Below are 21,733 nucleotides of genomic sequence, written 5' to 3' on the forward strand. Positions count from 1 at the left end.
GTGCAGGGCGCTGTTCGTCTCATGCGAACGCGTGGCTGTCTCATCGAACTCGGTCGAGAAGAGCGCATCGCATGCACGAAGATCTACGGATGGATCACCTGCTGGTAGGCCACTGGAGCAGCCTTCCCTTCTCCTACGGCGTCATGGAAGCCTCTGAGCTCGCGTTCCTCGGTGACGGAAGGGGTTGGAGCACCTGGTTCAACGTGGAAGGACTGTGCGTCACACGCTTCACCTGGCGGTGCCCGGAATCGGGAGTCCTGGAGCTGAGTGCGCTGTGGATGGTTCAGGGAACCCTCAGCCAGGAGCCCGGACCGCCGGCCTTCTCCTCGATGGAACCGGCCGAGCGACTCGACGAGGTCACGCGGCATCGCTACGTCGTCGGCCCTGCCGTCCCGATGCCCGATGCCGAGCCGTTGATCGCGGTGAGCTTCGAGGATCCAGTGGAGTTCTGCCACCAGTACGCCAGGGGCTCGGCGCTGATCCGGCCCGAGGAAGACCCCACCCACCTCGTCTTGCCCTATCAGTAGCCGGTCAGAGCCTCGTGGTTGCCGTTCACTCGGACGGCGACCGGGGCGAGGTCGGGCCAGGGACGTCCCGCAGTGTCGGACGCAGCCGACCGGAGGACGTCAAGGAGCGCGAACCCCGGATAGTCCCGACTCGCGTAGTCGTGGGCGTAGTAGAGGCTGTAGTAGCTCACGACTCGCCGTTGAGTGCGTGCAAAGAAGGCGGGGTTGTCCACGATGAACCGCCCGAAAGCCAGGTGGCCGTCGGTGCCGGGTGCGGCGAGTTCGCGGAGTTCGTCCAGGATGACCGCAAGGATCTCCACGACGTACTCGCCGACCAGCTGCAGGACGAAGGGCACAACCCACGAGTCCGTGCAGCCGACCACCTTCTCGAGATGGCGCTGCCTGACCTTCCCGTCGTGGTGCCGCGAGTACAGGCAGTGCAGGAGCTGCCGTTGGCGCGGTGAGAGCGATGCCACCGCCTCAGGCGGGGGCTCATCGTTGTAGAGGCGCCCGGGGATCGAAACCTGCCGGCCCTCGACAACGACCGGGAACGGGGCATGCGGCCGGAACCGAGAAGCAGGCATCACGGCCCGGACCGCCTCGGCATCCCTTGCGAGTGCGATGGGGAAGGCCGCGATCAAAGGATCGCCGGTGTCGGAGAGCGGCTGCACGAGCCGAGCATAGGCGGAGGAACGCGGGCACTCGATGGCTGCCGGCAGCGCCTGGTTTCAGGAGGCGGGGGTGATGTTCCGGTTCGCGTGGAAAGGGCGGGAAGGTGGCCCTTGCCGGTCTGTCTGCTCAGTCGTGGTCGGGCAGGTGGATCTTGAGGATCTGTCCGGCGCCGGGCGGGAGGCCGAACCCGTTGTCGGAGACGTAGAGCGCGCCGTCGGGGCCGAAGGTCATGCCGGTGGGGAAGGTGAGACCGGAAGCCACGGTGCGCAGGCCGTGCTCGGTGATTTCCACGACCTTGCCGGTGCCCGGGGTGGGATTACCCGGCGCGGTGGTGTCCTCCAGGGCGAACAGTTGGCCCTCGTGGTCGAAGGCCAGGGCGAGCACCGTGGTCAGTCCGGTGCGCCGCACGCGGAATCGCCCGCTCTCGGTCGCGGTGGCCAGGAACTCGGTTCCGGGCCGGACCGGGAAGGTGCCGAGGTTGGCGAGGTAGAACCTGTCGTCGTGGTTGGCGAGCGCGGTGGGCACGACGTGGCCCAGATGGGCGGAGATGTCGACGACTCGGGACACGTGTCCGCTCGGGGTGACACGGTCGAGTTCGCCGTGGTTGGGCTCCGTGACGTAGAGGGAGTTCTCGTCGGAGACCATCGAGTACCAGGTGCCGTCCGGCTCGAAGTCACCCGGGTTGGGGTGCGCGACCGGGTGGGACATCACGAAGGCGCTGAGGTTCGCGACCTCGTGCCAGCGGTGACCGGAGACCTGGATGACGCCGTTGTGGGTGTGGGCGAGGCCGTGTGAGCAGCCCGCGCCGGCGATGAGGGCGTAGAGGCGGCCGTCAAGGAAGGTGACGGCGGCGACGCCGCTGGTGAGCCCTCCGGTTGCCGCGCTCGTGGAGCTGGAGGGGAGCCCGCCGACCACGGTGCTGCGACGGCCGCTCGGGCTGATGCGCGAGATGCGCGCGGTGAAGCCGCCCGTGTACGGGCCGACGTCGGGGACCTGCCTGCAGGTACCGACGGTGCTGGACGTACCGCCGCGGCCTCCCTCGGCGACGTACAGACGACCGTCCGGCCCGAAGGCGAGCCCTCGGGGGCTGTCCAGGCCGGTGGCGAAGACCTGGGCCCGGCCGCCGGGCACGTTCACCTGGAACGGCGCTGCTGCCACTCGGGGGGTGGCCGTGGAAGCCGATGCCGAGGAGGCCGGGGAGGCCAGGCCCAGTGACGCCGCGAGGAGGGGGACGAGTCCGGCCAGAGCAGCTCTGGTCATCCGGTTCGGCCTGCTGACATGTGACGACATGACACCGTCCTTCGATCTGTCCTGAGGTGGGAGTCCGCAGTTGGGAGAGGCATGGCGAGCATAGGCGCCATAATGTGACGAAGTGGGATGAAACACCCTGGTCCGTCAGCAGACTCAGTCATTGGGACGCACTCTGTCGCGGACGACGTTCTGGCTGGAAGGGTGTGGGTGCGGCGGCGCAGTGTAGCGGTACGGCCGTCCGCCGGGGGCGAAGACTCGCTTCTGCCTGAACTGGCCCTGTTCTCCGTGAAGTTCATGTCATGGCGTGGCTATGCTGTGCCGCGGGTGGGCGCGGTACGGCCCTGTTCGGGGCCGGCTCGGCCCTGCGGGGACGGCGTAGCCTCGTTCGCTCACCGGTACGTCACGACAAGGCTTTCGGCTGCCAGGTGGAGTTTCCCGCGCCGCGGCCCCGCTGCTCCTGCTCGCGGCAGACCGGACGTCGCCGCCAGGCGACACACGCTTCGCCGACCTGGAGGAAATGTGACGTCTCCCGCGGACTCGTCCGCCGCCCCCGCCGTGCCGCCGCGGGCTTGTCCCGCCCACGCCGGAGGCAGCCAGTCCGTACCCATGTACGGACCCGAGGTCGAGGCCGACGCGCGCGGCTTCTACGAGAGGATGCGCCGCGAGCACGGACCGGTGGCACCCGTCCTGCTTCCCGGCGACATCCCGGCCTGGCTGGTGACGGGCCATCCGGAGATCCTGGAGGTGGTCCGCACCCCCTCGAAGTACTCTCGGGACTCCCGCCGGTGGAACGCTTTCCAGCAGGGACTGGTCGCGCCGGACTCCCCGCTGATGCCGATGCTGGCCTGGCAGCCGCTCTGCGTCTTCGCCGACGGCGGTGACCACCAGCGGCTGCGCGGTGCGGTCACCCGCAGTCTGGACCGGTTCGACCGCCGGGGGGTGCGCCGCTACGTGACCCGTTACGCGGACCAGCTCATCGACGGGTTCTGCCAGAAGGGCGAGGCCGACCTGATCGGCCAGTTCTCCGAGCACCTGCCCATGCTGGTGATGACCCAGCTGTTCGGCATGCCCGACGAGGCGGGCCCGCGGTTGGTCAGCGCCCTACGGGACCTGATGAAGGGCACCGAGACCGCCCTGGCCAGTAACGCCTACGTTGTCGAGGTGCTGTCCAAGCTCGTGGCGGCCCGCCGCCGGACGCCCCGTCAGGACCTGCCGTCCTGGCTCCTGCTGGACGAGGCCGAGCTCAGTGACGAGGAAGTGGTCGAGCACCTGCGTCTCATCCTGGTCGCGGCCAACGAGACCACCGTCAACCTGATCGCCAACGTGCTGCGCGTGGTGCTCACCGACCCTGCCTTCCGCCGGAACCTGGCCGGCGGCCAGCTGCAGCTGCCCGACGCGCTGGAGATGGTCCTGTGGGACGACCCGCCGCTCGCCGTCATCCCGGGTCGCTGGGCCGTCAACCCCACCCGGCTGGGTGAGGTGGACATCCACGAGGGCGACCTGCTGATGCTGGCGCTCGGCGCGGGCAACGTCGACCCGCGGGTGCGCCCGGACGGGAACGTGTCCGTCGCCGGGAACCGGGCCCACCTCGCGTTCAGTGGTGGCCCGCACGAGTGCCCCGGCGCGGACGTGGGCCGCGCGATCGCCGAGACGGGTATCGACGTGCTGCTGGCGCGGCTGCCCGACCTCCAGCTCGCCGTCCCCGAGGACGAGTTGCGGTGGACCTCGTCCTGGCTCGCCCGGCACCTGGCCGAGCTTCCGGTCGACTTCAGTCCGGTCCAGCCCAAGCCCGTGCCCGCCGCGCCCGCCCCGGTGCCGATGCCGTCGGAGTATCCGCAGCAGGCGGCGGTCGCGGCCACGCTCGCGCCGGAGTCCGTGTCCGCCTTCACCGGGGCCACCGGAGCGGCCGGCAACCGCGCTCCGTGGTGGCGCCGGTTGCTGTCGCTTCTTCGGCGCTGACCGACCACAGGCCGATCGGATACGACCGGGTGCGTTCGGGCCGGAGCGTATCGTTACGGGACTGATCAGTTACCACTGCTGTCAAGAGGGGTCATCGCGTCAACTTGCGGTGACCCCTCTTTGGCACGCCTGCGCGAAGGCGGAGGATGGGCGCACTGCTGAGCACGTGATCCGCTCAGGCCTGCCGTGCGGCAGGTTGGCGCGCGGCCTCGACGGCCGTCTCCGATCGAGGTGATGACGTGCAGGTTCCCGCGCTCTACTCGCCGTACGCCCCGGCACTCCATCCTCAGCACGCCCGCATCAACCAGAGAACCGCGCAGTGGGCGATGCAGCACCGGATCGGGTCACCGCCGCTCCGGTCCGCACTGATCGACTCCGACATCGGGACGTTCGCCGCACGGATCCTCCCCACCGGCCGCGAGGACGTCGCCCAGTTTCTGGCCGACTTCGTGCTCTGGCTCTTCGGCGTCGACGACGGCCACTGCGAGGACGGCACCCTCGGGAGCCGCCCCGGTGCCCTCGCCGCCGAACTGAGCCGTCTCCTGCGCGTGGCGCAGAACCCCGAGACCCCGATGCCCGGCGCCCTCGCCGGTGGCCTGCGCGACCTGGCCCGCCGCTTCACGACACTCGGTGGCACCCCGGCCCAGAAGGCCCGCTGGGTCGACTCCCTGCGCGAGTACTACCTCTCCGTGGTCTGGGAGGCCGAGTACCGCTCCTCCGGAACCTTCCCCACGCTGCCCGACTACACCCTGATGCGCCTCTACGACGGCGCCACCTCGGTGGTCCTGCCGCTGCTGGAGCTGGGGTACGACGACGAACTCCACCCCGACGAGCGCGACGACCGGCAGGTGCGCGCCGTCGCGGAGATGGCCTTCTTCGTCATCTGCTGGGACAACGACCTCCTCTCCTACGACAAGGAGAGCCGCTCCGGACAGTGGGTCCTCAACGTGATCACCGTCCTGCAGCACCAGCTCGGCTGCTCCCGCGAACAGGCGCTGGATCTGGCAGTCGAACAGCGGGATCGTGTCCTGCACCTGTTCAGCCGCGCCACCGCCACGCTGCGCTGCGGCGCACGGCCCGCCCTGCGCCGCTACCTGGACAGCCTGGCCGCCTTCATCCGCAGCGCCCAGGACTGGGGCGTCACCTCCACCCGCTACGGGGCCGGGTCGGTCAGATTCACCCCCCGCCTCGAACGCCCCAGCCTCGAACCGCTCGACATCCCTGTCATCACCTGGTGGTGGGACCTCGTCGACGAGCTCGACCTCGGCGAGCCCGCCGCCCTGCACCGCCTGACGCCCTGCACCGCCTGACGGCCCGCGACGCCTGACGCCCTGCGACGCCACGGCCCGCAACGCGCGACAGCCCGAGCGGAGAGATCGAGACGACCGAGATGACCGACGCCCTCCCCACGACCCGCCCCCTCGGAACCGCGGAGGACGCCGCCTGCGTCCGCCCGGTCCCGGCCGCGCCGGGCTGGCTCCCGCTCCTCGGCCACACCTGGACCCTGTGGAGGGCCGTGCGCCGAAGCGGCCTCTACCCCTACCTGACCGGCCTTGCCGCAGCCGGACCGTTGCTGCGCCTCGACATCCCCACCGCCCCCATGGTCGTCGTCACCGACCCCGAGCTCGCCTGGCAGGTGATGGTCACCCAGGGGGGCGCCTTCGAGAAGGGGATGCTCTACACCAAGATGGCGCCGCTGGTCGGAGCCGGCCTGGCCACCGCCGACGGAACCACCCACCGGCGCCACCGGCGCATGGTCCAGCCCGCCTTCCACCGGTCGGCCGTCGCCGGATATGCCCGGACCATGAGCGAGCACGCCTTGGCCATGGCCGATTCCTGGAAGCCCGGGCAGGTCCTCGACGTCGACCAGGCCACCGCCGCCCTGACCGTGGACACGCTCGCCGCCACTCTCTTCGACGCCGACCTCGGCCGCGCCGCTGCCGAGGTCGTGCGCGCCGACGTTCCCGTCATCCTGCGGCACATGCTCGTGCGCGCGGCGCTGCCCCGCGCACTGGACCGGCTGCCACTGACCGCGCACCGGGAGTTCGACGCCGCCACCGCCAGGCTGCGGGCCGTCATCGACGAGGTCGTCTCCGCCGCCCGCAGCAGCGGGCGTCCACCCGGCCTGGACCTGCTCTCCCTGCTGCTGGCCGCCCGTGACGAGGAGACCGAGGAGGGCTTCTCCGACGCCGAGGTCCGCGACGAGCTCATGACGATCCTCTTCGCCGGGAGCGACACGACCGGCAGCACGCTCGCCTGGGCGCTGCACGAACTGGCCGCCCACCCCGACGCCGAGCGGCGGCTGCACGCGGAGGTCGACGAGGTGGTGGGGCGTGGAGGGACCGTCGCCGCCGCCGACGTGCCCCGCCTCGACCACACTCGCCGCATCGTCGAGGAGACCCTGCGCCTGCACAGCGTCACCATGCTGATGCGCCGCACCCTGCAGCCCGTCACGCTCGGCGGCCACCTGCTGCCCGCAGGTACCGAGGTCGCCTACTCCCTCTACGCCCTGATGCGGCATCAGCGCCACTTTCCCGATCCCGACCGGTTCGACCCCGACCGCTGGGGCGAGGGGCGCCGTCAGGAGATCCCGAGAGAGGCCCAGCTCGCGTTCGGCGCGGGAGCGCGCAAGTGCATCGGCGACACCTTCGCCATGACCGAGATGACCATCGCCCTGGCCACGGTCGCCACCCGCTGGCGACTGCGTCCGGCGCCCGGGCCCCGGCCGCGCCCGGTCATGGCGGCCATGCCGCTGCCGGATCGGGTCCGGATGCGGGTGGAGCCCCGGTGATTGGCCCCCGGGGCCGCGCCGTCCACGGGGGAGCGGGCGCAGCCGTTCGGCCTGGCGTCTGACAACCAGGCTGCGATACAGGGCAGTTAACAGCCTACTGGTTCCGATGATGTGTCATATCGACGATGTCGGAAGAAAGTCCATCCGGAACATGTCACCCGCGGACGGCACTATGCTGCATGGCGGGCCGCCTGGGTGTCAGAGCACTCGGACGCTCCTCAGGGCGCGTCGACACGTTACGCGCTCGATGCCGGCGGGGCCGTCGGCATCCGCTTCGTGTGCCCGCAGCCCAGGCCTCTGTGTTCGCCAGTCCCCGATTCCCAAGGACCCTCATGGTTCGTGCTGGTTCTCCCTCCGGCGATGGAAGCTCCCGGAGCCAGACCTCCCAAGCCCCCTGGGTGCTGCCCACTGCGGCCGTGGTGCTCACCTGGCTCGGCGCGCTGATAGCGGTGCCGGCCGACGGGAGATGGGCGGTCGTGGTCTGCGGACTGGTGGCCACCGTGGTGACAGCCGGACTCTCGACCGAGATCGCCCGGCGGGGCCGGGCACTGGCCGAGCTGAGCCGGAAGCGGCTGCAGGAGGAGCAACTCCTGCGGGCCCGGATGGCCGCTCAGGAGGCACAGCTCCTCCATCTGGCGGACGAGATGCTGCCTCGCGGTGTCGAGCGGATCCAGCGCGGCGACTTCGTGGAGGACATCCTGGCGGATTCGGCCGCCCCGGAGGGCGCGGTCACCCCCGAGCTCCAGGCCGCCGCGGAGGCCGCGCTGCGCGCGGTACTGGAGGCGGTCGACGCCGAGGAGACGATGCGCGAGTCGGCGCAGCGGGCCTTCGTCAACATCGCCCGGCGCGTCCAGGCCATCGTCCACCGGCAGGCGCAGGACCTGCGGGCGATGGAGGACCGGCACGGCGAGGACCCGGCCGTCTTCGACGACCTGCTGCGGCTCGACCACGGCAACGCGCTGGTCGGCCGCCTTGCCGACTCCATCGCGGTCCTGGGTGGCGCCCGGCCGGGACGCCAGTGGGGCCGGTCCGTGCCGCTCTACAGCGTGTTGCGCGGCGCGATGTCCCGCATCCTGGACTACCAGCGCGTCGAGCTCCACCCGGTGTCCGAGGTCGCCGTGGTCGGACCGGCCGTCGAGCCGCTGATCCACGCCCTCGCGGAGCTGCTCGACAACGCGACGCGCTACTCGCCTCCGCACACCCGGGTTCACCTGACGGCCGTGGAGGTGCAGAGCGGCATCGCCGTCGAGATCGAGGACGGCGGCCTGAGCCTCAGTGAGGAGGGCCGCGCACGGGCCGAGCGCATGCTGCGCGAGGCACAGGCCGGCATCGACCTGAACGACCTGGGAGAGACTCCGCGGCTCGGCCTGGCCGTCGTCGGCCGGCTCGCCCGGGCCAACGGGTTCCAGGTCTCGCTGCGGCCCTCGGCCTACGGCGGCGTGCGGGCCGTGCTGGTCGTCCCGCAGGCGCTGATCACCACCGCGCCGGGCACCGGTGTGGCCCACGGCATCGGCGTGGCGTCCGGCCCGCGCCGGGCTCCCGGGATCGACCGGCCGCGCGCCGTCCCGCAGCGGCAGTCCGCCCCGGCTGACGTCTACGGCCGGGTCGCCGCCGCGCTCTCCGGCCCCACCGTCGCGGCCGTCGGGCCGGAGTCGGCGGCTTTCGGGTCGGCACCGGAAGAGGTACAGCCGGCGGACGAGTTGTCCGTCGACCCGGCGCCGCGGGTCGCCGGGCTCCCGCAGCGGCGCCGCCGTCAGCTTCGGTCCGATCTGGCGGGACAGCGCGTCGCCGCCGCGCCCGAACCGGTCTCGGAGGCCGCAGTCGCCCCCGGGGACCCGTCGTCGTACGAGTCGCACGGGTCGGACGAGCAGCAGAGCGTCGAGCCCGGTCTGTGGCTCGCCGCGTTCCAGAGCGCGGTCAGCGACGCACCGGTCAACGGCAGCGCCCCCGGTCGCGGCCCGGATCCAGGTGTGGATCGCGGCGCGGACCGGGAGCCGGGAGTCCGCGGGACCGGTAGCGAGGACAACGCAGGCACGGGCAAGCGAGGTGACCACTGATGATTTCTCAGCGCACGAACATGGACTGGTTGCTCCGCGACCTCGCCGAGAGCGTCCCGCAGACCAAACACGTGGTGGTGCTCTCCGCCGACGGGCTGCGGATGGCCCAGTACGGCACCGACACGGACACCGCCGACCGGCTTGCCGCCGCCTGTGCCGGGCTGCAGAGCCTCGCCCGCGCGGTCGCCGACGAGCTCCCGCAGGGCGACGGCCGGATGCGGATGGTGGTGATCGAGATGGCGGGCGGCTTCTTCTACCTGATGGCGGCCGGTCCCCGCGCCTACCTCGCGGTCCTGGCCGAGGAGGGTGTCGACGCCGGACTGATGGGTCAGCGGATGCGTGACCTGGTGGCTAGAATCGGCGAACACCTGACGGCGCCGGCGCGCGTGGACGGGCCGACTGGATGAGTGACCAGCGCCGCGGCGGAACTCCTGGGCCGGATCCATCGGACGCGGAGTCTCCGGAGCGGCTGTACGTGATCACCGGAGGCCGCGCGGCGTCGACGAGTCGCAGGTCGATCGACCTCGTCTCGCTCGTCGTCGCGCTGGCCGCCCCGGATCCGATGACCCCACCCGAGCAGGGCGCGATCCTGCGCCTGTGTCACACGCCGCTGTCCGTGGCGGAGATCTCCGCCTACCTGCGGCTGCCGGTGAGCGTCATCACGGTCCTCCTCTCGGACCTCGCCGACCGCGGCGGCGTCCAGGTGCGCGGACCGGTTCCGATTGCCGTCCTTCCCGACCGCGAATTGCTCGAGGCAGTGATCAATGGACTACAGAGGCTCTGAGGGCGGGGACTTCGGGCACGAGGGCGCCCGAGGTCCCGTCCGGCCCCGCGACGAGGACCTGCTGCCCCAGTCCGCGGCTGCCGCCGTGAAGGTGGTCGTGGTCGGCGGCTTCGGCGTGGGCAAGACGACCCTGGTCGGCGCGGTCAGCGAGATCCGCCCGCTCACCACCGAGGAGACGATGACCCAGGCCGGCGTGGGCATCGACGACCCGGGCGGCGTCCGCACCAAGACGGCGACGACCGTGGCCATGGACTTCGGCCGGATCACCATCAACGAGCAGCTGGTCCTCTACCTGTTCGGCACGCCGGGGCAGGAACGCTTCTGGTTCCTGTGGGGTGGGCTGTTCGAGGGGGCGCTGGGAGCGGTTGTTCTGGTCGACACCCGCCGCATCGAGGTCAGCTTCGACGTGCTCGGACGCCTGGAAGAACGCGGCGTGCCGTTCGTGGTCGCGGTCAACGACTTCCCCGAGTCCCCGACCTATCCGGTCGAGGACCTGCGCGCCGCACTCGACCTCCCGTCGGCCGTCCCGATAGTCGCCTGCGACGCCCGCAGCCGGGACTCCAGCCGCGACGTGCTGCTCGCCCTCATGCACCACCTCCGCTCGCTCACGAGCGAGTACGCACCCGGCTGACGGCTGGTCCACGGGTGCCCGGAGCACCCGTCGGGCCGAAGTGCGTCATGAGGCAGGTGAGGGGCCCGGGATCCGACAGTCCGTCGGATCCCGGGCCCCGCGTTCACCGGTGGTCCGTCGCCGAGCCTGCGGCGTCGAGCCACGGACGTCGGCTCAGTTCGACGTCTTCACGCCGAGGTGACCGGCGAGGAACTCGACGCTCCTCCGGACCAACGCGGGGATGTCCGAAGCGCCGAGGAAGATGTGGTCGGCCCCCTCGACCGGCACGAGCTCGACCGGTGACCCGGATGCGCGCAGGCGGTCGGCCAGCGCCACGCTCTGCTCGAAGGGCACGAGGCCGTCCGCCGTCCCGTGGATCAGCAGGAACGGAGGGTTGTCGCCGTCCGCCGTGTAGGAGACGGGGCTCGCGGCCCGCGCCGACTCCGGCTGCTCCGCGGGGCTGCCGCCGAGCAGGGCGGTGTAGGGGTCGATGGCGTCGGGGCCGGGTGCTGCGAGCTGCGCGGGGAACGCCCGGGCGGCGGCGGTGACGTCCGAGACGCCGTACCAGTCCACCACCGCGCTCACGGAGGTGTCCTCGCCGGTGACGCCCTGATCACCCTCGAGTCGCCCGGGGGTGAGTCCCGCCAGTGCCGCCAGATGGCCGCCGGCCGACTCGCCCCAGACCGCCGGCCGTTCGGCGTCGACACCGAGCGACTCGGCGAAGTGCCGGACGTAGCGGATGGCGGCCTTGACGTCGTGGAGCTGCGCCGGGAACGGCGCCTCCAGGCTGTGCCGATAGTCCACCGTGACGACGCCGAGGCCCGCGGCGAGCGTCGTGCCGAAGAGCAGCTCGGCGGGGACGGTCGGCGGCGGGTAGCGCCGGTCTCCGTCCATCCAGCCGCCGCCGTGGATCCACACCACCACCGGGGGCGGGCCCTGTGCCTCGGTGGTGGCGGGGATGTGGGCGTCGAGCAGGCGCGGCCGGTAGCCGAAGGTCGTGGCGTAGGTGACGCCCTCGAAGTGCCGGGTTCCGTCCGCGTCGACCCGCGCCAGCGGAGGCGGCAGGAAGCGTGGCGGGGGCCAGCTCATGTCGATCGGGGGAACTTCCGACTGGGTCATGGGGGCTCCAGGCTGCAGTGGGAGTAGGTGTCTCTGTGACGGTCGTCAGGAGAGATGCATATATGTGCGCCTGCCCTTGAGTCGACCACGCTCGGATGCTACGAAGATAACACGTGTAACCGCCGTCGTGGAGGGCCTGCGAGCACGGGAGTCGGCCTTGCGGCCACCGCGCCCGACCGGGCGTGATTCCGCTGGCAGGACGGCGAGTTGACGACTTCCCGCGATGGGGTGGCTGCTTGCCGTCTCGAAATATGTCGCTCTCTTGACTGTCGTCACGGAAGCGCAATACTTGCCCTACTCCCCGCCGACCCGAACGAGGTGCTGCCATGGAGCTCTCCCCGTCCGCTCATGCGGATCCCTTCTGCCGCGATCGACTCCCGCCCTTCGAGCAGTGGCCCGAACTGCTCTTCGAACTGCCCGAGCTCTCCTACCCCGACCGCCTGAACTGCGCCCAGGCCCTGCTGGACGACACGATCGCGAAGCTCGGCCCCGACCGGCGCTGCCTGGTCAGCCCGACCGAGCAGTGGTCCTACGGCGAGCTCCGGGCCCGGGTGAACCGTGTGGCCCAGGTGCTCACCGAGGACCTCGGGGTCGTGCCCGGCAACCGGGTTCTGCTGCGAGGCCCCAACACGCCCTGGCTGGTCGCCTGCTGGCTGGCCGTGTTGAAGGCCGGGGGAGTCGTGATCACGACCATGCCGTTGCTCCGGGCGGGCGAGCTGGCCGCGGTCTGCGAGATCGGCGCTCCCTCGGTGGCGCTCTGTGACCACCGGTTCCTCGACGAGTTGACCGGGGCGCTGATCCCCGGACTGGCCGTCGTGTCCTACGGCGGCGATGACGACAGCGATCTGACCGCGCGCTGCGACGCGAAGGACGGCCGGTTCGAGGCAGTTCCCACCGCCGCTGACGACGTCGCGCTGATCGCCTTCACATCCGGCACGACCGGTCGGCCCAAGGCGACCCTGCACTTCCACCGGGACGTGCTGGCCAACGCAGACACCTTCTCCCACCACATCCTCGCGCCGGACCGGGACGACCTGTTCACCGGCACACCACCGCTCGCCTTCACGTTCGGACTCGGTGGCCTGGTCGTGTTCCCGCTGCGGGCCGGAGCCGCCAGCCTGCTGCTGGAGCAGGCCACGCCGACGGAACTGGCCCGCCACGTCAGCGAGCACCGGGCCACCGTGCTCTTCACCGCCCCGACCGCCTACCGGGCGATCCTCGCGGCCGGGCTGGCCGACCACCTGGCGGGACTGCGGCGCTGTGTCTCGGCCGGCGAGGCGTTGTCGGAGTCGCTGTGGCGGGAGTTCCACGCCGCCACCGGGCAGCGACTGATCGACGGAATCGGTGCCACCGAGATGCTGCACGTCTTCATCTCGGCCGCCGACGACGACATCAGACCCGGGGCCACCGGCAGACCCGTCCCCGGCTACCGGGCGACCGTTGTGGACCGCGACGGGAACCCCGTACCGGACGGGCAGCCGGGCCTGTTGGCCGTCAAGGGGCCGACCGGTTGCCGCTACCTCGACGACGGGCGCCAGGTCGAATACGTCCGCAACGGCTGGAACATCACCGGCGACAGCTACGTCCGGGACCGTGAGGGCTACTTCTGGTTCCAGGCCCGCAGCGACGACATGATCGTCTCCTCCGGCTACAACATTGCCGCGCCCGAGGTGGAGCACGCCCTGGCCGAGCACCCCGACGTGGCCGACTGCGCGGTCACCAGCGCCCCGGACCCGCGTCGCGGCGCCGTCGTCAAGGCGTACGTGGTGCTCCGCGAGGGTGTGCCCGCGCAACCGGCGACGGTCCGCGCCCTGCAGGACTTCGTCAAGCAGAACATCGCCCCCTACAAGTACCCGCGTTCGGTGGAGTTCCTGACCGAACTGCCGCGCAACTCCAGCGGCAAGATCAACCGCGGGCAGCTGCGGCTGATGGCCACGCAGAGCGCGGCCGGTCCTGCCGAGCCGGGAACCCCGGCGGGGGTGCCGGCCGGCGTCGTGGTCGAGCGCAGGGTCGAGTGGCACGACACGGACGCCGCAGGGCACTACCACTTCTCCTCGGTCCAGCGCTGGGTCGAGGCGGCCGAGGCGGTGCTGCTCCGCAGGCTCGGCCTGGCCGAGCTCTTCGGCAGCATCCCGCGCGTGCACTTCGAAGCCGACTACCGCGAGCGCCTGTGGTTCGGCGACACCGTCCGGGTCGAGTTCCGCGTGGCCAGGGTGGGCGGATCGTCGCTGCACTACACCTTCGACGTGCACGGGCCGCGCGGGCTGTCCGCCTCGGGCGCCATGTCGGTCGTGCACTCCGCCCCCACCGCCCGGGGAACCGAGCGCTGGCCCGAGCACGTCCGGCACGCCCTCACCCAGGCCGGGCCGCAGACCCCCGAGACCTACACCTGACCGGCCCCACCACCAGAGCGATTCACCGACCGGACCGTCTCACCGACCGGACCCGGCAGCACACGCCAGGGAGGACCCATGCGCATCGCCGTCATCGGAGGCGGACCCGGAGGGCTCTACACCGCCGCCCTCGCCAAGCAGTTGTCCCCGGAGTGGGAGGTCGTCGTCTGGGAACGCAACGCCCGCGACGCGGCCTTCGGATTCGGCGTGGTCTTCTCCGACGAGACCCTGAGCGGCATCGCCCAGGCCGATCCGACCGTGTTCGCCGCGCTGGAGGCCGAGTTCGCCCGCTGGAGCGACATCGACATCCACTACGCGGGCCGGCTGCGCACCTCCGGCGGACACGGCTTCGCCGCCCTGGACCGCAACCGGCTGCGGGAGATCCTGCAGCAGCGCTGCGCCGAACTCGGCGTCGAGGTCCACTACGGGACGCCGGCGCCGCCCGTGGCGGACCTGTCCGCGCAGTACGACCTGGTGGTCGCGGCGGACGGCGTCCGCTCGCAGACCCGCGCCGCCTACGCCGACGAGTTCGGCGTGCACCTGGACGAGCGGACCTGCCGCTACATGTGGCTCGCCACCGACCGGGTCTTCGAGGCGTTCACCTTCATCGTCGAGGAGTGCGACTTCGGTGTTCTCCAGGTGCACGCCTACCCCTACGACGAGCACCGCTCCACCTTCATCGTCGAGATGGAGGAGGACGCCTGGCGGCGCGGCGGATTCGCGGAGCTCGCCGACCGGGAGTTCGCCCGAGGGGAGAGCGACGAGGCGAGTGTGCGCCGCTGCGAGGAACTGCTCGCCGATCACCTCGACGGCTGCCGCCTGATCCCCAACGCCTCCAGGTGGATCACCTTCTCGACCGTGCGGACCGCCTCCTGGAGCCGGGGCAACATCGTCCTGCTGGGCGACGCGGCGCACACGGCCCACTTCTCGATCGGCTCGGGAACCAAGCTCGCCATGGAGGACGCGCTGGCCCTCGTCGCCGGCCTGCACGAACAGCCCACCGTGGCCGAGGCGCTGGCCGCCTACGAGGCCGAACGCAGGCCCGCCGTCGAGTCGGTCCAGCGCGCGGCGCAGGCCAGCCTGGAGTGGTTCGAGACCATCGGCCGCTACCGCGGCCAGGACCCGGACCAGTTCGCCTTCAACCTGCTCACCCGCAGCCGCCGGGTCACCTACGGCAACCTGCGCGCCCGCGACCTCGGCTTCGTCGACGCGGTCGACGCCGCCGTCGGTGACGGCTCGGGCGCCCCGCCGATGTTCCAGCCGCTGCGGCTGGCCGGACTGCGGCTGCGCAACCGCGTCGTCGTCCCGCCACTGGCGACCTTCACCGCGGTCGAGGGCGTTCCCGACGCGTTCGAGCAGGCGCAACTGACCACGCAGGCCCTGGGCGGGGCCGGTCTGGTGTTCGCCGGGATGACGGCCGTCAGCCCCGAGGGCCGCGCGAGCCTCGCCTGCCCCGGGCTCTGGAACGACCGGCAGACCGCGGCCTGGCGCGACATCGTCGCGGCCGTGCGGGAGGTCACGGACACACCGCTGGGAATCCAGCTCACCCACGCCGGGCGCCGCGGCTCGACCGCGGTGCCCGGAGCGGACGGGGTCGGCCGGCCACTGGGCGGGGAGGAAGGCTGGCCGACACTCGCGGCCTCCGCCCTCGCGTGGGACGCGGGGTACCCCGCACCGCGCGAGGCGACACCCGGCGACCTCACCGCGGTGGCCCGGGACTTCGCCGCCGCGGCCCGCCGCGCCCTCCACGCCGGTTTCGACGTCCTGGAACTCCAGTTCGGCCACGGCCACCTGGTCTCCGGATTCCTGTCCCCGCTCACCAACAGGCGGAGCGACGCCTACGGCGGGGACCTGAGGAACCGGCTGCGCTTCCCGTGCGAGGTGCTCGCGGCCGTCCGGGCCGTCTGGCCCGCGGCGAAGCCCCTGGTCGTGCGCATCTCCGCCACGGACTGGGCCGCGAACGGCACCAACGAGGCCGAGGCCGTCGAGATCAGCCGTGCGCTCGCCGATGCCGGAGCGGACGCGATCGACGTGTCCACGGGAGAGGTCGTCGCCCACCAGCGTCCCGCCTACGGACGCACCTACCAGACTCCCTACGCGGACCTGATCCGCCATGCGACGGGTGTCCCGACCGTCGCGGTCGGCGCCGTCTCCAGCTACGACGACGTCAACTCGATCCTGCTGGCGGGGCGTGCGGACCTGGTCGCGGTCGGCCGTGGCCACCTCTACGACCCGCAGTGGACCCTGCACGCCGCGGCGGACCAGGGCTACTCCGGGCCAGGAGCCCGCTGGCCCGAGCCCTGGCAGGCCGGCAGCAGCAGGCCCCCGGGCCCGCGCTCCGACCGCGTCCCGCCGCGCCTGCAACTGCTGCGCGCGGCCGCCGCGCCGGTCCACCGCCGCTGGCAGCCCCGGATGCTCGGCAGGCCGGCTCCCGCCACCGCGTCCTGCTGACCTTCCTGCTGACCCCCGGCCCCCGGGCCGACCCGGGCCTCGGCCGACCGGGGCCGTCCCGCAGGCACCGAACGGAGAAACCGATGGAGAACCTGCCCCGCTTCACCGCCGCCGCCGTCCAGACCTCGCCCGTCTACCTCGACCCCGACGCCACCGTCGACAAGGCCGTCTCGCTGATCCACGAGGCGGCCGGGAACGGCGCACGACTCGTGGTCTTCCCCGAGGTGTTCGTGCCCGGCTACCCGTACTGGAACTGGACGATGAACCCCGTCCAGGGCTCGCCCTGGTTCGAGCGCCTCCGGCGCGCCTCCGTCGACGTGCCCGGCCCGCACGTGGACGCCCTGCGGGCCGCCGCACGGCAGGCCGGGACCGTCGTGGTGATCGGCGTCAACGAACGCGCACCGCACAGCCTCGGGGTTCTCCACAACACCCTGCTCACCATCGACGCCGACGGCGAACTGATCGGCGTGCACCGCAAACTGGTCCCCACCTGGGCCGAGAAGCTGACCTGGACCGGTGGCGACGGCAGCTCACTTCGGGTGCACCGCACCGGGGTCGGCCCGCTGGGATCGCTCGCCTGCGGGGAGAACACCAACACCCTGGCCCGCTTCGCCCTGCTCGCCCAGGGCGAACTGGTGCACACCGCCAGCTACATCGCACTGCCGGTCGCACCCGAGGACTACGACATGGCCGACGCCATCGCGGTCCGCACCGCCGCCCACAGCTTCGAGGGCAAGGTCTTCTCCGTCGTCGCCTGCTCCACGGTCTCACCGCAGATCGTGGACCTGATCGCCGGGCAGGACGAGGACGTGCGCGCCATGCTCGGTCGTAGGCGCAGCGCGCTGTCCGGCATCTTCGGCCCCGACGGCCGCCCCGTCACCGAGCCGCTCGTGGACGACGAGGGCATCGTCTACGCCGAGATCGACCTCGCCCGGTGCATCCAGCCCAAGCAGATGCACGACATCGTCGGCCACTACAACCGCTTCGACGTCTTCCAGCTCCACGTCGACAACCGCCCCCGCGGCCCGCTCACCTTCGCCGTCGACCCGGCAGCGGGGCGGGAACACCCCGGCGGGCCGGACCAGAACCCCTCGAAGGAGGACACGTGAACACCTACGACGACGACCAGGTCGGGCGCGCCCGCGTCGCGGACAGTCCAGAACTGCTCGCCTACTACGACGAGTTGGCGCAGTTGGACGCCGGCGCGCTGTGGACCGTCGCCAACGAGATCGAGCCCTGGTACCCGCAGCCGAAGTCCGTCCCGGTGCTGTGGCGCTACCGGGACCTGCGCCCGCTCGTCGCCAAGGCCCTCGCCATGGTGAAGGCCGAGGACGCAGGACGGCGCGTCGTCATGCTGGTCAACCCCGGCCGCAAGGAGCACAGTGCCGCCGTCGGCCTGCTCTACACCGGTCTGCAGATCATGGGGCCGGGGGAGTCGATGAGCGCGCACCGGCACGCCGCCGCGGCCCTGCGCTTCGTCCACGAGGGAACCGGGGCGTGGACGATCGTCGACGGCCAGAAGCTCAAGGTCGGCCCCGGCGACTTCGCGATCACCCCCAACGGCACCTGGCACGAGCACGGCAACGAGTCGCACGACGCCCCCGTCATCTGGCAGGACGGTCTCGACATCCCACTCACCAACACCCTCGACGCCAACTTCTACGAGATCCACCCCGAACTGCACCAGCGGCCCGGGCCGGTGGTGAACTCCTCCGTCCTCAGCCACGGCGCCAACCTGCTGCCCTACGGCCTGGAGAAGTGGACCCGGCCCTACTCGCCGGTCCTCGGCTACCCGTGGGAGCCCAGCTACCAGGCGCTGCGCAACCTGGCCAAGGCCACCGGCGGGTCCCCGTACGACGGCGTGATCATGGAGTACACGAACCCGCTCACCGGAGGCCCGGTCATGCCCACCATGGGCGCCCACCTCCAGCTGCTGCGCCCCGGACAGCGCACCCGGGCGCACCGCCACACCGGCTCCGTCGTCTACACGGCCGCGAAGGGCCGGGGCGTCTCCGTCATCGCGGGGCAGCGCTTGCCCTGGCAGCAGGGCGACATCTTCTGCGTCCCCTCCTGGGCCTGGCACGAGCACGCGAACCTCGACCCGAACGAGGACGCCTGCCTGTTCTCCTTCAACGACTTCCCCGTCATGCGCTCCCTCGGCTTCCTGCGTGAGGAGGCCTACCCGGACCACGACGGCCACCAGCCGGTTGCCGACCGGCAGCCGTAGCCGGTCGCCACCGCGCCCACCTCACGCCTTCGCGCCACCCCACTGCAAGGAGAGACCACCATGCGACTGGTCACCTACACCCTCGCCGCCGAAACCCCTGCGCCCGCCCGCCTCGGCGTCCAGCTCGAGGACCGGATCCTCGACCTGCCCGCGCTCGCGGCGGCCGACGGGGCCGAACTGCCCGCCGACCTGCTGGCGCTGATCCGGGCCGGGCGGCCGGCCCTGGAGACGGCCCGCCGACTGGTGGCGGACCGCGTCGCGGCCGGGGCGGACCCCGGCCTCGACGGGCACGCCCTGGCCGACGTGACGCTGCACGCGCCGCTGCGACCGGGAAAGATCATCGGAGTCGGCCTCAACTATGTGGAGCACGTCGCCGAGTCCCACCGCACCCTCGACACCGGGCGGGAGCTGCCCGACCGCCCGGTGCTGTTCTCCAAGCCCGCAACCGCCGTCACCGGCCCCGGCTCCCCGATCCTGCACGACGCCGACCTCACGAAGGAGCTGGACTGGGAGTGCGAGCTCGCCGTCGTGATCGGACGGCGCGCGCACCGGGTCGGCGAGGACCAGGCCTGGGACCACGTCTTCGGCTACAGCATCGTCAACGACATCAGCGCCCGCGACCAGCGCCGCTCAGGGCAGTGGTTCTTCTCCAAGGGCCAGGACTCCTACGCCCCCTTCGGCCCCGCCGTGGTCACCGCCGACGAGATCGCGGACCCGCACGACCTGGATCTGCGGCTGACCGTCAACGGCGAGGTCAAGCAGGACTCGAACACCCGTCACATGCTGTTCCGGATCCCCCGCCTGATCGCGGACATCTCCTCCGGCGTCACCCTCGAACCCGGCGACGTCATCGCCACCGGATCACCCTCCGGCGTGGGCGCCGGCTTCGTCCCCCCGCAGTTCCTGCGGCCCGGCGACACCGTCGCCGCCACCATCGCCGGCATCGGCACCCTCACCAACCCCGTCGTCGACGCCCGCTGACCGGGTCGACCCCGCGGGGCCGGCTCCGCCCTGACCCGGCTCCGCGGCCCACACCACTGCCACCCGACAAGGAGAGCCCGCCCGTGGCCCCACGCACCTACCGGATCGGCCAGATCGTCCCCAGCTCCAACGTCACCATGGAGACCGAGGTCCCCGCCATCCTGCGCGCCCGCGAGACGATCGCGCCCGAACGCTTCACCTTCCACTCCAGCCGGATGCGGATGACCCACGTCACCGCCGAACAGCTCAAGGCGATGGACGCCGACTCCGACCGCTGCGCCGTCGAGTTGTCCGACGCCCACGTCGACGTCCTCGGCTACGCCTGCCTGGTCGCCATCATGAGCATGGGCCCGGGCTACCACCGCGCCGCGCAGAAACGACTGCACCTGCGCACGGCCGAGAACGACGCCCCGGCGCCCGTCGTCACCAGCGCGGGCGCGCTCGTCGACGGGCTGCACACCCTCGGGGCCAAGAAGATCGTGCTGGTCGCCCCGTACCTGAAGCCGCTCACCCGGACCGTCGTGGACTACCTCACCCACGAAGGCATCGAGGTGCTGGACCACACCTCCCTGGAGATCCCCGGCAACCTCGACGTCGCCGCGCACGACCCGACCGCCCTGCCCGGCATCGCGCGTCGGCTCGACCACGCCGACGCCGACGCCGTCGTGCTCTCGGCCTGCGTCCAGATGCCCTCGCTGTCCGCGATCGAGGACGCGGAGCAGGTGCTCGGCAAGCCCGTCGTCTCGGCGGCGGTCTGCACGGCGCACCAGATGCTGCGCAGGCTCGGGCTGCCGGCTGTGGCGCCGGGAGCCGGACACCTGCTGTCCGGTGCCTACGCGCAGGCACCGCTGCGGGAGCCCTGACCTGCGACAGCTGTGACCTGCGGTGCCCTGCCGACCCGCCCGGTATGATCACAGGCGGGCGCGCGAGGAGGTAGGGCGAGGATGGCGGAGACCGCGACCCGGCCGAGTTCGCTGATCAACACGATCTACGGCGAGTTCGTCCGGCGCATCGGCGGCTGGATCTCCATCGCGGACCTCATCGCGTTGATGGCCCAGCTCGACGTCGACAGCTCCTCCGTGCGGTCGGCGACCTCCCGACTGAAGAAGACCGGCACGCTGGTCCAGGAACGCGGCAAGGGCATCGGCATCGGCTACCGCCTCGCCCCGGAGATGGAGGCGGTCTTCGACGAGGGGGACCGGCGGATCTTCGCCGGCCTGGAGCCCGCGTCGCTGGACGACGGCTGGGTGGTCGCCGTCTTCTCCGTGCCCGAGTCCGAGCGGGCGCAGCGACACCAGTTGCGTGCCCGGCTGACCCGGCTGGGGTTCGGCAACGCCGCTCCCGGTGTCTGGCTCGCCCCCGCCCGGCTGCTGGCCGACACCCGCAGCGTGCTGGAACGCGACGGCCTGAGCCCTTACGTGCACCTTTTCACCTCCGCCTACGCGGGCTTCGCGGAGCTCCGCGCGGCGGTGGCCACCTGGTGGGACTTCCCGGCCATCGAGGCGCAGTATGCCGAGTTCACCGACGCCTACCGGTTGTTGGCGGACGACCTGCGCCAGGGCCCGGAGCCGGACCCGGTGGAGGCGTTCCGTGAGTACGTCCCGCTGCTGACCGAGTGGCGCCGCCTGCCCTATCTCGACCCCGGCCTGCCCAGCGAGCTGCTGCCGGCGGACTGGAACGCCGTGGGGGCCAGGCGGCTCTTCGCCGACCTGCGCGACCTCCTGGCGGAGCCCGCCCTGCGCCATGTGGAGCTGCAGTCCGGGCGCGTCCGTATGCCCGCGACAGGCTGACCGACCACCACGCGAAGTTGTTCCGTCCTCGGGTCTGTTCTTTCGTTCCTGGGTCTGGCGGCCGGGCATACCGACTGGTATCTACTTACACGTGTTACTGCTGTCACGAGTAACCACTCCTGTTCCCTTCTCCTCCGCAGGG

At 71.6% G+C, this 21,733-nt stretch carries 17 protein-coding genes and 2 pseudogenes; 16 read left to right on the forward strand and 3 right to left on the reverse strand.

Features of this window, described 5'->3' with window-relative positions; genetic code table 11:
* Positions 1-89 precede the first annotated feature (89 nt).
* Positions 90-527 carry a hypothetical protein gene (locus tag BMY61_RS15755; protein WP_042442723.1) on the forward strand — a complete coding sequence of 146 codons (438 nt, stop codon included), beginning with the start codon at positions 90-92 and terminating at the stop codon, positions 525-527.
* Here the strand turns inward: BMY61_RS15755 and BMY61_RS15760 are convergent.
* Both BMY61_RS15760 and BMY61_RS15765 read right to left on the reverse strand, forming a co-directional pair.
* Complete coding sequence (locus BMY61_RS15760) at positions 521-1,177, reverse strand: hypothetical protein (protein ID WP_042442725.1); 657 nt, start codon at positions 1,175-1,177, stop codon at positions 521-523. The two genes, BMY61_RS15755 and BMY61_RS15760, sit on opposite strands and share 7 nt — an antisense overlap.
* Positions 1,178-1,304: 127 nt before the next feature.
* Positions 1,305-2,438 (reverse strand): ScyD/ScyE family protein, encoded by a 1,134-nt coding sequence (locus BMY61_RS15765; RefSeq protein WP_161791201.1) that lies wholly within the window; start codon positions 2,436-2,438, stop codon positions 1,305-1,307.
* A 597-nt stretch (positions 2,439-3,035) separates the two neighbouring features.
* Here BMY61_RS15765 and BMY61_RS15775 point away from each other — a divergent pair.
* From BMY61_RS15775 to BMY61_RS15805, 7 genes are all read left to right on the forward strand, one after another.
* A complete protein-coding gene (locus BMY61_RS15775) occupies positions 3,036-4,388 on the forward strand; it encodes a cytochrome P450 (RefSeq protein WP_052438322.1) in 1,353 nt (450 codons plus the stop codon).
* Between the two features lie 239 nt (positions 4,389-4,627).
* The gene (locus BMY61_RS15780) at positions 4,628-5,698 is read left to right on the forward strand and encodes a selina-4(15),7(11)-diene synthase (RefSeq protein WP_042442728.1); all 1,071 of its coding nucleotides are present in this window, start codon (positions 4,628-4,630) and stop codon (positions 5,696-5,698) included.
* An 80-nt stretch (positions 5,699-5,778) separates the two neighbouring features.
* Positions 5,779-7,179, forward strand: a complete 1,401-nt coding sequence (locus BMY61_RS15785; protein WP_075003923.1) for a cytochrome P450 — start codon at positions 5,779-5,781, stop codon at positions 7,177-7,179.
* 332 nt (positions 7,180-7,511) lie between these two features.
* Positions 7,512-9,236 (forward strand): ATP-binding protein, encoded by a 1,725-nt coding sequence (locus BMY61_RS15790; protein WP_236655855.1) that lies wholly within the window; start codon positions 7,512-7,514, stop codon positions 9,234-9,236.
* Positions 9,236-9,643, forward strand: coding sequence for a roadblock/LC7 domain-containing protein (locus tag BMY61_RS15795; RefSeq protein WP_042442730.1), 408 nt, complete (start codon positions 9,236-9,238; stop codon positions 9,641-9,643). The genes BMY61_RS15790 and BMY61_RS15795 overlap by 1 nt, the downstream gene beginning before the upstream one ends.
* Complete coding sequence (locus tag BMY61_RS15800) at positions 9,640-10,020, forward strand: DUF742 domain-containing protein (protein WP_042442733.1); 381 nt, start codon at positions 9,640-9,642, stop codon at positions 10,018-10,020. Before BMY61_RS15795 ends, BMY61_RS15800 begins: the two co-directional genes overlap by 4 nt.
* Positions 10,001-10,651: a GTP-binding protein gene (locus BMY61_RS15805; RefSeq protein ID WP_042442735.1), complete on the forward strand. Its 651-nt coding sequence runs from the start codon at positions 10,001-10,003 to the stop codon at positions 10,649-10,651. Before BMY61_RS15800 ends, BMY61_RS15805 begins: the two co-directional genes overlap by 20 nt.
* A gap of 153 nt (positions 10,652-10,804) precedes the next feature.
* Here BMY61_RS15805 and BMY61_RS15810 read toward each other — a convergent pair whose 3' ends face one another.
* Entirely contained in the window at positions 10,805-11,749 is a 945-nt protein-coding gene (locus BMY61_RS15810) for an alpha/beta hydrolase (RefSeq protein WP_042442737.1), read from the reverse strand.
* 326 nt (positions 11,750-12,075) lie between these two features.
* On the opposite strand from BMY61_RS15810, the pseudogene BMY61_RS15815 reads away from it, so the two are divergent.
* The 8 genes and pseudogenes from BMY61_RS15815 to BMY61_RS15840 all read left to right on the forward strand — a co-directional run.
* Positions 12,076-13,683: pseudogene (locus BMY61_RS15815) on the forward strand (AMP-binding protein); the annotation flags it as partial.
* A 114-nt stretch (positions 13,684-13,797) separates the two neighbouring features.
* Positions 13,798-14,142: pseudogene (locus BMY61_RS47660) on the forward strand (acyl-CoA thioesterase); the annotation flags it as partial.
* Positions 14,143-14,220: 78 nt separating this feature from the next.
* Positions 14,221-16,593: an oxidoreductase gene (locus tag BMY61_RS15820; RefSeq protein ID WP_042442738.1), complete on the forward strand. Its 2,373-nt coding sequence runs from the start codon at positions 14,221-14,223 to the stop codon at positions 16,591-16,593.
* 83 nt (positions 16,594-16,676) lie between these two features.
* On the forward strand, positions 16,677-17,702 hold the full coding sequence (locus tag BMY61_RS44985; protein WP_042442739.1) for a carbon-nitrogen hydrolase family protein: 1,026 nt from the start codon (positions 16,677-16,679) through the stop codon (positions 17,700-17,702).
* Positions 17,699-18,820, forward strand: a complete 1,122-nt coding sequence (locus BMY61_RS15825) for a cupin domain-containing protein (protein ID WP_042442741.1) — start codon at positions 17,699-17,701, stop codon at positions 18,818-18,820. The genes BMY61_RS44985 and BMY61_RS15825 overlap by 4 nt, the downstream gene beginning before the upstream one ends.
* Before the next feature lie 60 nt (positions 18,821-18,880).
* Positions 18,881-19,801: a fumarylacetoacetate hydrolase family protein gene (locus BMY61_RS15830; protein WP_042442743.1), complete on the forward strand. Its 921-nt coding sequence runs from the start codon at positions 18,881-18,883 to the stop codon at positions 19,799-19,801.
* Positions 19,802-19,938: 137 nt separating this feature from the next.
* Complete coding sequence (locus BMY61_RS15835) at positions 19,939-20,664, forward strand: maleate cis-trans isomerase family protein (RefSeq protein ID WP_042442992.1); 726 nt, start codon at positions 19,939-19,941, stop codon at positions 20,662-20,664.
* Between the two features lie 81 nt (positions 20,665-20,745).
* Positions 20,746-21,591: a PaaX family transcriptional regulator gene (locus tag BMY61_RS15840; RefSeq protein ID WP_042442745.1), complete on the forward strand. Its 846-nt coding sequence runs from the start codon at positions 20,746-20,748 to the stop codon at positions 21,589-21,591.
* Positions 21,592-21,733: the final 142 nt, after the last annotated feature.

Source organism: Streptacidiphilus jiangxiensis (assembly GCF_900109465.1).
GTDB lineage: Bacteria > Actinomycetota > Actinomycetes > Streptomycetales > Streptomycetaceae > Streptacidiphilus > Streptacidiphilus jiangxiensis.